Here is a 13,006-nt window from a genome sequence, read left to right on the forward strand (position 1 = left end):
CTTTCACGCTGTCAGTGCAGCGACGCGCGTAGATTGCCTGGGACAGGCAGCGCGGTCATAATGTAGTTCCTTTTTTCAGCTCCTACATAGGGAAGGATTTGTCGTGAGTCAGAAGCCTGAGCAGTGCCTTGAAGAATGGATCGATCGCGAAGCGCTCGCCGAGGCCATGATTCCCCTGATTGGTCAGCTGTACCGTAACAACAATGTTGTGACCTCCATTTACGGTCGCGGTTTGGTCAACCGTTCGGTGATCTCCATTCTCAAGGCCCACCGGTTCGCCCGCCAGATCGACAACGTCGAGCTGTCCGTGCAGGACACCTACCCGCTGGTGAAGGCCCTGAGCGAGCTGGAACTGGGCGCCGCCTCCATCGACCTCGCCCGCCTGAGCCTTAAATTCAAGGCCGAAGGCGCCGGTCGCGACCTCAAGGACTTCCTGCGCAGCGAGCTGTCCGCCGTGGTCGGCAAGCAGGGCGTCGAGCAGCGCAAGGGCAAGGACGTGGTCCTCTACGGCTTCGGTCGCATCGGCCGCCTGCTGGCGCGCATCCTCATCGAGCACCAGGGTAGCGGCGACGGCCTGCGCCTGCGCGCCATCGTCGTGCGCAAGGGCGCCGACAACGATCTGGTCAAGCGTGCCAGCCTGCTGCGTCGCGACTCCGTGCACGGTTCCTTCGACGGCACCATCACCGTCGACGAAGCCAATAGCACCCTGTGTGCCAACGGCACCCTGATCAAGGTGATCTACTCCAACGATCCCACCACCGTCGACTACACCCAGTACGGCATCCAGGATGCCATCGTGGTCGACAACACCGGCAAGTGGCGCGATGCCGAAGGCCTGGGCCAGCACCTCAAGTGCAAGGGCGTTTCCCGCGTGGTGCTGACCGCACCCGGCAAGGGCAGCCTGAAGAACATCGTGCATGGCATCAACCATGACACCATCACCGCCGAAGACACCATCGTCACCGCGGCCTCCTGCACCACCAACGCCATCGTGCCGATCCTGAAGGCGGTCAACGACAAGTACGGCATCGTCAACGGTCACGTCGAGACCGTGCACTCGTACACCAACGACCAGAACCTGATCGACAACTTCCACAAGGGCGATCGCCGTGGCCGCAGCGCCGCGCTGAACATGGTCATCACCGAGACCGGCGCCGCCAAGGCCGTGGCCAAGGCACTGCCGGAACTGGCTGGCAAGCTGACCGGCAACGCCATCCGCGTGCCGACGCCCAACGTCTCCATGGCGATCCTCAACCTGAACCTGGAAAACGCCACCAGCAAGGACGAGATCAACGAGTACCTGCGCGAGATGGCGCTGCACTCGCCGCTGCACAAGCAGATCGACTTCGTGAACTCGCCGGAAGTGGTGTCCAGCGACTTCGTCGGCTCCCGCCATGCGGGTGTGGTCGATGCCGGTGCCACCATCGTCAGCGACAACCGTGTCGTCCTCTACGTCTGGTACGACAACGAGTTCGGCTACAGCTGCCAGGTCGTGCGGGTGCTGGAAGAGATGGCGGGCGTCAATCCGCCGGCCTTCCCGGCCTGAGTCTTGCGTCCTAGGCAAGGCTGACTTGCAAGAAAAAACGGGAGCCCGCGTGGCTCCCGTTTTCGTTTTGACCGGGTTTTGCGCCACAATAGCGACCCGTGACAAGAGGTCGCAGCCCCCTGGGGCGATCTCGCGCCGGATCCGACCTCTCGCGAGGCGGTCCGGCTCCAGCCGTCGCCTGCGGACGGCTAACCTTCTGAGGAGAAAGCATGGCGGTCTATAGCTACGACGTGGTGGTACTGGGTTCGGGACCGGCAGGCGAGGGCGCGGCGATGAACGCCGCCAAGAATGGCCGTCGCGTGGCGGTGGTGGACAATCGCCAGGTGGTCGGCGGCAACTGCACCCACCTGGGCACCATTCCCTCCAAGGCGCTGCGCCATTCGGTCAAGCAGATCATCCAGTTCAACACCAACGAGATGTTCCGCTCCATCGGCGAGCCGCGCTGGTTCTCCTTTCCCGATGTGCTGCGCAGCGCCGAGCGGGTGATCGCCCGCCAGGTGTCGTCCCGCACCAGCTACTACGCGCGCAATCGCGTCGACCTGTTCTTCGGTACCGCCAGCTTCGCCGACGAGAACACCATCGAGATCGTCAACCTGCGTGGCGATCTGGAGCGCCTGGTGGCCAAGCAGGTCGTCATCGCTACCGGCTCGCGACCCTATCGCCCGGTGGACGTAGACTTCAGCCATCCGCGCATCTACGACAGCGACACCATCCTGTCGCTGACCCATACCCCGCGCCGGCTGATCATCTATGGTGCCGGGGTGATCGGCAGCGAATACGCCTCCATCTTCAGTGGTCTCGGCGTGCTGGTGGACCTGATCGACAACCGCGACCAGCTGCTCAGCTTCCTCGACGACGAGATCTCCGACGCCCTGAGCTATCACCTGCAGAACAACAATGTGCTCATTCGTCACAACGAGGAATACGAGCGCATCGAAGGCCAGGAAAACGGCGTCGTCCTGCACCTGAAGTCCGGCAAGAAGCTGCGCGCCGATGCCCTGCTGTGGTGTAACGGCCGGACCGGCAACACCGACCAGCTGGGCCTGCAGAACGTGGGCATCTCGGTCAACAGCCGGGGCCAGGTCACCGTCGACGAGAACTACCGGACCTCGGTCGCCAACATCTATGCGGCGGGCGACGTCATCGGCTGGCCAAGCCTGGCCAGTGCCGCCTACGACCAGGGGCGTTCGGCCTCGGACAATATCCTGCACGACAACAACGGGCGGGTGGTCAACGACATCCCCACCGGCATCTACACCATTCCCGAGATCAGTTCGCTGGGCAAGACCGAGCGCGAGCTGACCCAGGAGCGAGTGCCCTATGAGGTCGGCAAGGCCTTCTTCAAGAGCATGGCGCGGGCGCAGATCTCCGGCGAACCGGTGGGCATGCTGAAGATCCTCTTCCACCGCGAGACCCTGCAGGTGTTGGGCGTGCACTGCTTCGGCGACCAGGCCTCGGAGATCCTGCACATCGGCCAGGCGATCATGAACCAGGAAGGCGAGGCGAACAGCATCCGCTATTTCGTCAACACCACCTTCAATTACCCGACCATGGCCGAGGCCTACCGGGTAGCGGCTTTCGATGGCTTGAATCGGTTGTTTTGAGTCGGCCCAGGTTGAGCGGACGGAGGCGAATGTCCGCTCGGCTAGCCCCCCTCTCCCCTCGGGAGAGGGCTGGGGTGAGGGTGCTCCCCGTAGCAGTCTCCAGTGGAAAAGGCTGCGCCGTTTTCCACGCTACGGAGTCGGCTCGCATCACGGCCATGGCGGTCCACCGCTGCGGCCGCTCCTACGGGTGTTTGCCTAGAGGTAGGAGCGCTGTCTTTATCGCGGCCATGGGCCGCTCCTACGGTTACATCGAGCCTGTAGGAGCGGCCCATGGCCGCGATCAGTGAAGCATCAGAGTCCCGCAGAGGCGGCCGCAGCGACGGACCCCATGGCCGCGACTGCTGGGGCAGGCAGGAGCCTACCCCAGCGTCCGTCGCGCCAGACTCGGAAAATCGGTGATCAGGCTGTCCGCGCCGAAGTCGGCCAGGCGGCGCATCAGGCTGGCGTCGTTCACCGTCCAGACCGAGACGTGCAGGCCCTGGCGCTGAGCCTTGAGCAGCCGTTCCGGGGTGCACAGCGTCCAGTTCAGCGCCAGCAGGTGGCAGTCGTAGTGAGCGGCCACCTTGAGCGGATCCAGCCAGGCGTATTCCGCCACCAGTCCACGCGCCAGCTGTGGGGTGTCGCGCTGCAGGGCGCGCAGGACCTCGCGCGAGGAGCTGGTGACGGTCACCTTGTTCTGCAGGCCGAATTCCTCGACCAGCTGGGCGATGGCCCTCACGGTCTGCGCCGCCCGCACTCGCGAGGCGCTCTTCACCTCCAGCTGCCAGTGTTCGAAGGAACACTTCTCGAACAGCTCGCGCAGGGTCGGGATGGGGCAGGGGCGCGGCCACACCGGCCCCCCCTGGCGGGCATCCAGGGCGACCAGATCGGCGACCGCCTTTTCGCTGACCTTGCCGCCACGCCCGGTGGTGCGTTTCAGGGTCGGGTCGTGGATCACCACCAGCTCGCCGTCCCGGGAGAGGTGCAGGTCCAGCTCGCAGCGCGTGACGCCCAGTTCCAGGCACAGCTCGAAACCGGCCAGGGTGTTTTCCGGGGCTTCGCCGCGGGCGCCGCGGTGTCCGTAAATAAGGGTCATGAGGGCTCCTAGGCGCTAGGGTGAGGGGACCGGACGCCGCGGTTCGCGAACCGCATCCAGCACCCGGTCGTTTTCGAAATAGACGCTGAAATCTCTGTAGTCCCAGCGGCGGATGGCTGGCCGACCGACCGGCGGGTGCTCCTGATCGGGCAGGCCGAAGCGCTCCAGGACCTGGCTGCGACTGTCGCCACGCAGAGGCAGCGGGGTACTGCCATCGCCCTGCTGGCCCAGCGGGATCTGCAGGGTCTCGGCCCAGCCGGGCAGGGCGGCGCCGAGCAGCAGGAGCGCCAGCCAGGGGCGTTTCACGCCTCGTCTCCACGGTCGGCGCGGCGCACCCGGGCCTGCTGACGCAAGACGTGGCGCGCCAGCAGCTGGCGCTGGGCGTCTTCCAGGTCGATGAAACTGGTGCCGATCTCGTACCCGCCCTTGACGGCCTGGCAGCCGGTCACCTCGGCCAGCACCTGCAGGCCCAGGCCCTGGGGCGGCAGTGCCATGCGCAGGTCGAGCCGGGTGCCCAGGGCATAGGGCTCGGCATCGACGAAGGCCAGGCCGCCTTCGGACAGCACCACGTCGCGGGTGGCGCCGCTGTCGTGCAGGAGATTCCAGGTAAAGGCCTGGCCGAGCAGGTCCAGGCGCTTGTGCACCAGGCGCAGGCAGGCGGTGACGGCGCGGTCGCGCTCGTCCAGATTGCGCAGCAGGTGACGGGATTCGAATTCCAGCTGATGCAGTTCGCTCAGGAGTGCGAACAGCGGCGCGGTCTCGCCGGGGACCCCGTCGGCAGGGCTGATTTGCAGTGCGATACGGTCGGTGATGCGATAGTATTCCCGCCGTTCACGCGCGTCTGGGGTGGTCATGTCGGGCCGCTCCGTGGGTGATGGCCCCGAGTGTAGCCGGCGAGCCGGCACGGTGTCGCCGTCCAACCCGCAGGGCGCCTACGTCTTTCCGCCGTGCAAGCGAGCCTATGTTCAGACCCCTGCCGATCTACCTTGGCCTGCGTTACGTCCGCGCCAAGCGCCGCAACCATTTCGTCTCCTTCATCTCGCTCACTTCCATGATCGGCCTGGCCCTCGGCGTGGTCGTGATGATCGTGGTGCTGTCGGTCATGAACGGCTTCGACCGCGAGATGCGCGATCGTGTCCTCGGCATGATTCCCCATGCGACGGTGGAGTCCTACCAGCCGGTCAACGACTGGCGCAGCGTGCGCGAATTGGCGCTGCAGAACAGCCAGGTGACCGCGGTGGCGCCCTTCACCCAGTTGCAGGGCATGCTGGCCCACGACAAGGCGGTGCAGACGGTATTGCTCAACGCCATCGATCCGGCCGAGGAGCCCAAGGTCTCGATCATCCCCAGCTTCATGCGCGAGGGCCGGCTCGACGACCTCAAGCCGGGCGAATTCGGCATCATCATCGGCTCTCTGGCCGCCGAGAAACTGGGCGTCAAGGTCGGCGACAAGCTCACCTATATCGCCCCGGAAGTGGCCGTGACCCCGGCCGGCATGTTTCCGCGCATGAAGAGATTCACCGTGGTGGGCATCTTCAGCGTCGGCGCCGGCGAGCTGGACGGCTCGGTGGGCCTGATCGACATCGAGGACGCCGCGCGGCTGCAGCGCTGGCCGGCGAACGCGGTGCAGGGCGTGCGCCTCAAGCTGCACGACCTGTTCCAGGCGCCGGACGTGTCCTGGAACATCGCTCGCCAGCTGCCGGGCAACGACTGGTACGCCCGCGACTGGACCCGCACCCACGGCAATCTCTACCAGGCCATCGGCATGGAAAAGACCATGATCGGCCTGCTCCTGCTGCTGATCGTCGCCGTGGCCGCCTTCAACATCGTCTCCACCCTGGTGATGGTGGTGACCGACAAGAAATCCGACATCGCCATCCTGCGCACCCTGGGCGCCACGCCCCGGCAGATCATGGCGGTGTTCATGGTCCAGGGGACCTTCATCGGCGTCATCGGCACCGCCATCGGCTGCCTGCTGGGCGTGCTCGCCGCGCTCAACGTCAGCGCCGCCCTGGCCTGGGTGCAGCGGGTCACCGGGCACCAGTTCCTCAACGCCGAGGTGTACTTCATCGACTACCTGCCGGCGCAGCTGCAGCTGCACGACGTCCTGCTGGTCTGCGGCGCGTCCTTTGCCCTGAGCTTCCTGGCCACGCTCTATCCCTCCTGGAGCGCCGCCCGTACCCAACCCGCCGAGGCCCTGCGTTATGAATGATCGAGCCGTTTTGCGTTGCCAGGACCTGGGCAAGCGCTACGAGGAAGGCCCCCAGACCGTCGAGGTGCTGAGCAACGTCCAGCTGACCCTGCAACCGGGCGAGCGGGTGTCCATCGTCGGCAGTTCGGGGTCGGGCAAGACCACCCTGTTGAACCTGCTCGGCGGCCTGGATACCCCCAGCAGCGGCAGTGTCTGGCTCGACGGCGAGGAGCTGTCGGCGCTCAACGAGAAGGCCCGCGGCCTCCTGCGCAATCGCGCCATGGGCTTCGTCTACCAGTTCCACCACCTGCTGCCCGAATTCAGCGCCCTGGAAAACGTCTGCATGCCTCTGTTGATCGGCAAGGCCTCCATCGGCGAGGCCCGCGAGCGCGCCGCCAAGCTGCTGGAGCGGGTCGGTCTCGGCCATCGCCTGGGCCACAAGCCGGCCGAGCTGTCCGGTGGCGAGCGCCAGCGCGTGGCCATCGCCCGGGCGCTGGTCAACCAGCCCAAGCTGGTGCTGCTCGACGAACCCACCGGCAACCTCGACCAGCACACCGCCCACGGCATCCAGGATCTGATGCTGGAGCTGTCCACCTCGCTGCGCACCGCCTTCCTGGTGGTGACCCACGACCAGGTGCTGGCCGGCCAGATGGACCGGATGCTGCGCCTGGACGAAGGCCATCTGGTCGACGCCACGCCGGCCCGGCAGGTCTGAGGTCGCCATGTTCAGACCGCTTTCGCTGTTCATCGGCCTGAGATACACCCGCGCCAAGCGGCGCAAGTCGTTCATCTCCTTCTTCTCGCTGGTCTCCATGTTCGGCCTGGCGCTGGGCGTGCTGGCCATGATCCTGGTGCTGTCGGTGATGAACGGCTTCCAGGAGGAAATGCGTGGCCGCATCCTCGGCATGGTGCCCCATGCCTTCATCAGCGCGGCCCAGCCGCTGGACGACTGGCGCCCGCTGGCAACCAAGGCCGAGCAGCAGCCCCATGTGCTGGCGGCGGTGCCCTATACCCAGTTGCAGGGCATGCTCTCGGTACGGGGGCGCATGCAGCCGCTGCTGGTGGACGGCATCGATCCCGCCCAGGAAAAACGCGTGTCCATCGTCGGCGAGCGCATGACCCAGGGCAGTCTCGACGCCCTCAAGCCTGGCGAATTCGGCATCGTGCTGGGCGAGATCGCCGCGCGGCGCTTCCAGCTGGAGCTGGGCAGCCAGGTCACGGTGATCATCCCCGAGGTCGGCGCCACCGGCAGCATCACCCCGCGGCTGCGGCGCTTCACCGTGGTCGGCACCTTCAAGGTCGGCGCCGAACTGGATGCCTCCCTGGCGCTGATCAACGTCGCCGATGCCGCGCCGCTCAAGGGCTGGCAGCCGGGCCAGGTGGAAAGCATCCGCCTGGCGCTGGACGATCTGTTCCAGGCGCCGCGCATTTCCCGCGACGTGGCCAAGGCCCTCGGCGACGGCTACCAGGCGCGCGACTGGACGATCTCCCAGGGCAGCCTGTTCCAGGCCATGCAGATGGAAAAGACCATGATCGGCCTGCTGCTCTTGCTGATCGTCGCCGTGGCCGCCTTCAACATCATCGCCACCCTGATCATGGTGGTGGCCGACAAGAAGGCCGACATCGCCATCCTGCGCACCCTGGGCGCCACGCCCGGGCAGATCATGGCGGTGTTCATGGTGCAGGGCACGGTGATCGGCCTGGTCGGTACCCTGATCGGCGGCGTGCTGGGCGTCATCGCGGCGCTCAACGTCAGCAGCTGGATCGCCGCCCTGGAGCGCCTGGTCGGCCACAAGCTGTTTGGCGGCGACATGTACTTCATCAGCAACCTGCCGTCGCGGCTGGAGCTGGAAGACGTGGTGCTCATCGCCGTGGCCGCCCTGAGCATGAGTTTCCTGGCAACCCTCTATCCCGCCTGGCGCGCCTCGCGCACCTCACCGGCCGAAGCCCTGCGCTACGACTGATCTCCTGCCGGGCCAGGGGGCGCCATGCCCCTGGTCCTGTGGCGTCCAAACTGCTCTAATCCGCGCTTCTGAAGCCCTTTCGGCTCTCCATGGATGGAGTCCTGATGCGCGCCGCTCTGCTGTCCTTCGCCCTGGGCGTGCTGCTCCTGCGCGCCTTCGCCACGCTGCCGTCGCTACCGCTGCTGGCGGCCCTCGCGGCCGTGGCCCTGGCACTGCTGTTCACCCGCTTCCTGGCGCTCGGTGCCCTCGGGCTGGGTCTGGCCTGGGCGCTGCTCAATGGCCACTGGGCGCTGGACGATCGCCTGGATCCGGCGCTGGAACAGCGGGTGCTGTGGATCGACGGCCAGATCAGCGGGCTGCCCACGGTGGACGCCGATTCGGTGAGTTTCGTGCTCGCCGGGGCGACCAGCCGCCGCGCGCTTGAGCTGCCGGCGCGGATCCGCCTGAGCTGGCACGGCGGGCCGCGCCCGCTGGCCGGCGAACGCTGGCGCCTGGCCGCGGAGCTGCGCGGCCCTGCGGGCCTGGTCAACCCCCTCGGCCAGGACCGCGAAGCCTGGCTGCTGGCCCAGGGCATAGGCGCCACCGGCAGCGTCAAGGATGGCCAGCGCCTGGCCGCCGCCAGTGGCCTGGCGACCTGGCGCGACGGCATCCGGCAATACCTGCAGAGGCGCGATCCGGCCGGGCAGGGCGGCCTGCTCGCCGCCCTGGTGGTGGGTGACGGCTCGGGCATCACCGATGCCCAGTGGCAGCTGTTCCAGGACACCGGCACCGTGCACCTGATGGTCATCTCCGGGCAGCACATCGGCCTGATCGCCCTGGGCGTCTATGCCGGAGTGGTCCTCCTGGCGCGGCATGGCTGCTGGCCGCGCCGGCTACCCTGGCGCCTGTCCGCGGCGGTGCTGACCATCGCCACTGCGCTGGGCTACGGACTGCTGGCCGGCTTCGAGGTGCCGGTGCAGCGGGCCTGCGTCATGGTCACCCTGGGCCTGGTCTGGCAACTCGGGCGCCAGCAGGTGCGGCTGGCGGATGCCGTGCTGCTGGCCTTGGTGCTGGTGCTGGCCGCCAATCCGCTGGTCAGTCTGCTGCCCGGCTTCTGGCTGTCCTTTGGCGCCGTACTGTTGCTGCTGTGGAGCTTTGCTGGCCGCCTGGGCCGCCTGCCCTGGTGGCTCACCCTCGGACGCGCCCAGTGGTGCATGGCCGTGGGCCTGGCGCCGCTGCTGCTGGCGCTGGGCCTGCCCCTGAGTCTGAGCGGCCCGCTGGCCAATGCCCTGGCCGTGCCGCTGATGGACCTGGCCATCGTGCCCCTGGCCCTGGCGGGGACGCTGCTGTCCCTGCTCTGGTCGCCGCTGGGAACTCCGGCCTTGCTGCTGGCGGGTGGCCTGCTGCAGGGACTGCTCTGGCTGCTGGGCGGCTTGGCGCACCTGGGGGCGGCCTGGCAACCGGTATTGGCACCGACCTGGGCGCTATGGCTGGCGGGGCTGGGCGCGCTGCTGGCCCTGCTGCCCGCGGGGGTGCCGCTGCGAGTCTTCGGCGCGCTGCTGATGCTGCCGGGGCTGTTTCCCCCGCCACCGCTACCCGCGGAGGGCCTGGCACGGATCACCGTGCTGGACGTGGGGCAGGGCCTGGCGGTGCTGGTGCGCACCCGTGACCATGCGCTGCTCTATGATGCCGGTCCGCGCCAGGGCAGCTACGACAGCGGCGCCCGGGTCGTCCTGCCCAACCTGAAGGCCTTCGGCATCGGCGCCCTGGACGTCATGCTGCTCAGTCATGCCGATGCCGACCACGCCGGTGGTGCGCCGGCCGTGGCCAGGGGACTGCCGCCAGGACAGGTGCTCAGTGGCGAGGCGGGACGCCTCACGCCGGAACTGCACGCCCGGGACTGCACGGATGGGGCCGAGTGGCGCTGGAACGAGGTCGCCTTCACCACCTGGTGGCACCCCGCGGCGGATTCCAACGCGTCCTCCTGCGTGCTCAGCGTCGTGGCCAGGGGCGAGCGCCTGCTGCTGACCGGCGACATCGACGCCCGCCGTGAAGCCGAACTGCTGGCCAGCGGTGTGCCCGTGGCGGCGGAATGGCTGGTCGCGCCGCACCACGGCAGTCGCAGCGGCTCCAGCGCCGCCTTCATCGACGCCGTCCAGCCACGTGGCGTGCTCATCTCCCGAGGGCTGAACAATCGCTATGGCCATCCCCATCCCCAGGTACTGGCGCGCTATCGCGAGCGCGGCGTGCTGCCCTACGACACCGCCGAGCGGGGCGCCCTGAGCTGGACCCTGGGTCGCTGGGAGGCACCACGCGGGCAACGCCAGGTGCGGCATTGGTGGCGGATAGGCCCGCCGACACCCTGATAGCCTATTCAAAGGCTGCTGCGCGTCGGCCAAACCGCGTTGAAAAGACCTTCGGAATGCTCATTTACCATTCGTAAACTCCGCTTCCTCAGGTCTTGTCGCCTTGTTTGTCTCTAGCTCGCGAGCCCTTGAACAGGCTCTCCGGCGTTCGTGCTAGAGTGGCCGCATTTTGCGGCAGGGGTAACGGTCTCGTGTTCGAAATGGTCAAAGCGGGCGGCTGGATGATGCTGCCGATCATTCTCAGTTCCATCCTGGCCACGGCCATCATCGCCGAGCGGCTGTGGACCCTCAGGCGCAGCCGGGTCGCACCGCCGACGCTGCTCGCCCAGGTCTGGCGCTGGATCCAGGACAAGCAGCTCAATGCCGAGCGGCTGCGCGAATTGCGCGCCGGATCGCCCTTGGGCGACATCCTCGCCGCGGGCCTGGCCAATTCCCGCCATGGCCGCGACATCATGAAGGAAGCCATCGAGGAAGCCGGCAGCCGCGTGGTCCACGACCTCGAGCGCTACCTCAACACCCTCGGCAGCATCGCCGCCCTGGCGCCCCTGATGGGTCTGCTGGGTACGGTGTTCGGCATGATCGACATCTTCAGCGCCTTCATGAACGACGGCATGGCCAATGCGCCCATCCTCGCCGGTGGCATCTCCAAGGCCCTGGTCACCACCGCCACCGGCCTGCTGGTGGCGATTCCCGCGGTGTTCTTCCATCGCTACCTGCTGCGCCGGGTCGATGAGCTGGTGGTGGGCATGGAGCAGGAAGCGGTCAAGCTGGTGGACATCCTTCACGGCGATCGCGAGGTGGACGTCCGCGAAGGAGCCCCGGCGTGAAATTCCGTCGCCGCGCCGGGGGCGCCGCTCGCGAAGAGGTCTATATCAACCTGGCGTCCTTCATCGACGTCATCTTCGTCCTGCTGCTGTTCTTCGTGGTGACCGCCACCTTCAGCAAGCCCAGCCAGCTGAAGATCGAATTGCCCGAGGCCGATAGCGCCGCCGCGGCCGCCAACCAGGGCAGGATCCTGGAAATCAGCATCACCGCCGAAGGCCAGATGGCGCTCAACGGCCAGACCCTGGCGCGCAACGACCTGACCGGCCTGACCACCGCGCTGCAGCGGGAATCCGGCGGCGACAACAGCCTGCCGCTGGTGATCACCGCCGATGGCCGCGCCACCCACCAGGCGGTGGTCATGGCCATGGACGCCGCCGGCAAGCTGGGTTTCAGCCAGTTGCGCATCACCACCCTCGAGGCCCAGGCGAAACGGCCGTGAGCCTGGGCGAGCGCCTGGTCCGCGCCTGGTACCAGGGGCATCCGGCCCTGGGCCTGCTGGCGCCGCTCGAAGCCCTCTATCGCCAGGTCGCCCGGCGCAAGCGCCAGCGTTTCCTGGCGGGGCAGGGCAGCATCCATCGCGCGCCGGTACCGGTCATCGTGGTGGGCAATCTCACCGTGGGCGGTACCGGCAAGACGCCCATGATCCTCTGGCTGATCGGCCACCTGCGCGCCCGTGGGCTCAAGGTCGGGGTGGTCAGCCGCGGCTATGGCGCCACGCCGCCGAGTCTGCCCTGGCGGGTGCGGGCCAGCGACACCGCCGCCGTCGCCGGCGACGAGCCGCTGCTGATCGTGCAGCGCACCGGGGTGGCGCTGGTGACGGATCCCGACCGCGGTCGCGCCGTCGAACGCCTGCTCGCCGAAGAATCGCTCGACGTCATCCTCAGCGACGACGGCCTGCAGCACTATCGCCTGGCCCGCGACCTGGAGCTGGTGATGGTCGATGCGGCGCGCGGCTTCGGCAACGGTCGCTGCCTGCCGGCCGGCCCCCTGCGCGAACCCCTGGAGCGCCTGGCCGAGGTGGACGCCGTGATCCACAACGGCGCCGCGGTCGATCCGGCCGACGGCTTCGGCTTGACCCTGCAGCCCAGTGCCCTGGTCAATCTGCACAGCGGCGAGACGCGACCGCTGGATTTCTTTCCGCCGGGGCAGCGCCTGCACGCCCTGGCCGGCATCGGCAACCCCGGGCGTTTCTTCGCCACCCTCGAAGGACTACACTGGCAGCCGTTGCCCCATGCCTTCGCCGATCACGCCACCTACAGCGCCGCGGACCTGACCTTCACCCCCGCGCTGCCGCTGGTGATGACCGAGAAGGACGCGGTCAAGTGCCGGTCCTTCGCCGCCGCCGACTGGTGGTACCTGGCGGTGGACGCCCAGCCCTCGGCCGCCTTCGTCGCCTGGCTGGACGGGCGTCTCGACCGACTCCTGCCCGAACACTCTCACTGACGGAACCTCTGCC

Annotated in this window: 12 protein-coding genes; 9 read left to right on the forward strand and 3 right to left on the reverse strand. The window is 67.6% G+C overall.

From position 1 onward, the window contains the following. Nucleotides 1-103: 103 nt before the first annotated feature. Nucleotides 104-1,546 carry a glyceraldehyde-3-phosphate dehydrogenase gene (locus QKY98_RS15665; RefSeq protein WP_007162394.1) on the forward strand — a complete coding sequence of 481 codons (1,443 nt, stop codon included), beginning with the start codon at nucleotides 104-106 and terminating at the stop codon, nucleotides 1,544-1,546. Nucleotides 1,547-1,755: 209 nt separating this feature from the next. After that, a complete protein-coding gene (sthA, locus tag QKY98_RS15670) occupies nucleotides 1,756-3,150 on the forward strand; it encodes a Si-specific NAD(P)(+) transhydrogenase (RefSeq protein WP_027598363.1) in 1,395 nt (464 codons plus the stop codon). A gap of 358 nt (nucleotides 3,151-3,508) precedes the next feature. Here sthA and QKY98_RS15675 read toward each other — a convergent pair whose 3' ends face one another. From QKY98_RS15675 to QKY98_RS15685, 3 genes are read right to left on the reverse strand one after another with little or no spacing between them, the layout of a single operon-like run. Further along, entirely contained in the window at nucleotides 3,509-4,225 is a 717-nt protein-coding gene (locus QKY98_RS15675; protein WP_042138151.1) for a glycerophosphodiester phosphodiesterase, read from the reverse strand. Between the two features lie 15 nt (nucleotides 4,226-4,240). Continuing rightward, nucleotides 4,241-4,531: a phosphodiesterase gene (locus tag QKY98_RS15680; RefSeq protein ID WP_042138153.1), complete on the reverse strand. Its 291-nt coding sequence runs from the start codon at nucleotides 4,529-4,531 to the stop codon at nucleotides 4,241-4,243. Next, entirely contained in the window at nucleotides 4,528-5,079 is a 552-nt protein-coding gene (locus QKY98_RS15685; protein WP_027598360.1) for a PilZ domain-containing protein, read from the reverse strand. Before QKY98_RS15685 ends, QKY98_RS15680 begins: the two co-directional genes overlap by 4 nt. Nucleotides 5,080-5,186: 107 nt before the next feature. Here QKY98_RS15685 and QKY98_RS15690 point away from each other — a divergent pair, with 107 nt between their 5' ends. The 7 genes from QKY98_RS15690 to lpxK all read left to right on the forward strand — a co-directional run bounded on the left by QKY98_RS15690 (nucleotide 5,187) and on the right by lpxK (nucleotide 12,993). Continuing rightward, nucleotides 5,187-6,437 carry a lipoprotein-releasing ABC transporter permease subunit gene (locus QKY98_RS15690; protein ID WP_284671213.1) on the forward strand — a complete coding sequence of 417 codons (1,251 nt, stop codon included), beginning with the start codon at nucleotides 5,187-5,189 and terminating at the stop codon, nucleotides 6,435-6,437. After that, entirely contained in the window at nucleotides 6,430-7,131 is a 702-nt protein-coding gene (gene lolD, locus QKY98_RS15695; RefSeq protein ID WP_026083696.1) for a lipoprotein-releasing ABC transporter ATP-binding protein LolD, read from the forward strand. The genes QKY98_RS15690 and lolD overlap by 8 nt, the downstream gene beginning before the upstream one ends. A 7-nt stretch (nucleotides 7,132-7,138) precedes the next feature. Next, nucleotides 7,139-8,380: a lipoprotein-releasing ABC transporter permease subunit gene (locus tag QKY98_RS15700; protein ID WP_027601468.1), complete on the forward strand. Its 1,242-nt coding sequence runs from the start codon at nucleotides 7,139-7,141 to the stop codon at nucleotides 8,378-8,380. Between the two features lie 104 nt (nucleotides 8,381-8,484). Beyond that, complete coding sequence (locus tag QKY98_RS15705) at nucleotides 8,485-10,725, forward strand: DNA internalization-related competence protein ComEC/Rec2 (RefSeq protein WP_284671214.1); 2,241 nt, start codon at nucleotides 8,485-8,487, stop codon at nucleotides 10,723-10,725. 191 nt (nucleotides 10,726-10,916) lie between these two features. Continuing rightward, nucleotides 10,917-11,552: a flagellar polar localization protein PocA gene (pocA, locus tag QKY98_RS15710; RefSeq protein ID WP_007162403.1), complete on the forward strand. Its 636-nt coding sequence runs from the start codon at nucleotides 10,917-10,919 to the stop codon at nucleotides 11,550-11,552. Next, complete coding sequence (gene pocB, locus QKY98_RS15715) at nucleotides 11,549-11,989, forward strand: flagellar polar localization protein PocB (protein WP_027601470.1); 441 nt, start codon at nucleotides 11,549-11,551, stop codon at nucleotides 11,987-11,989. The genes pocA and pocB overlap by 4 nt, the downstream gene beginning before the upstream one ends. Then, complete coding sequence (lpxK, locus tag QKY98_RS15720; RefSeq protein ID WP_284671215.1) at nucleotides 11,986-12,993, forward strand: tetraacyldisaccharide 4'-kinase; 1,008 nt, start codon at nucleotides 11,986-11,988, stop codon at nucleotides 12,991-12,993. Before pocB ends, lpxK begins: the two co-directional genes overlap by 4 nt. Nucleotides 12,994-13,006 lie beyond the last annotated feature (13 nt).

Source organism: Pseudomonas sp. HR1 (genome assembly GCF_030175875.1).
In the GTDB taxonomy this organism is placed as follows: Bacteria; Pseudomonadota; Gammaproteobacteria; order Pseudomonadales; family Pseudomonadaceae; genus Chryseomonas; species Chryseomonas oryzihabitans.

What these genes read in the sequence shown, in the direction of transcription:
- QKY98_RS15675 (WP_042138151.1), bottom strand. Translation starts at nt 4,225, where the DNA reads ATGACCCTTATTTACGGACACCGCGGCGCCCGCGGCGAAGCCCCGGAA.
- sthA (WP_027598363.1), top strand. Translation starts at nt 1,756, where the DNA reads ATGGCGGTCTATAGCTACGACGTGGTGGTACTGGGTTCGGGACCGGCA.
- QKY98_RS15690 (WP_284671213.1), top strand. Translation starts at nt 5,187, where the DNA reads ATGTTCAGACCCCTGCCGATCTACCTTGGCCTGCGTTACGTCCGCGCC.
- lolD (WP_026083696.1), top strand. Translation starts at nt 6,430, where the DNA reads ATGAATGATCGAGCCGTTTTGCGTTGCCAGGACCTGGGCAAGCGCTAC.
- QKY98_RS15700 (WP_027601468.1), top strand. Translation starts at nt 7,139, where the DNA reads ATGTTCAGACCGCTTTCGCTGTTCATCGGCCTGAGATACACCCGCGCC.
- QKY98_RS15685 (WP_027598360.1), bottom strand. Translation starts at nt 5,079, where the DNA reads ATGACCACCCCAGACGCGCGTGAACGGCGGGAATACTATCGCATCACC.
- QKY98_RS15705 (WP_284671214.1), top strand. Translation starts at nt 8,485, where the DNA reads ATGCGCGCCGCTCTGCTGTCCTTCGCCCTGGGCGTGCTGCTCCTGCGC.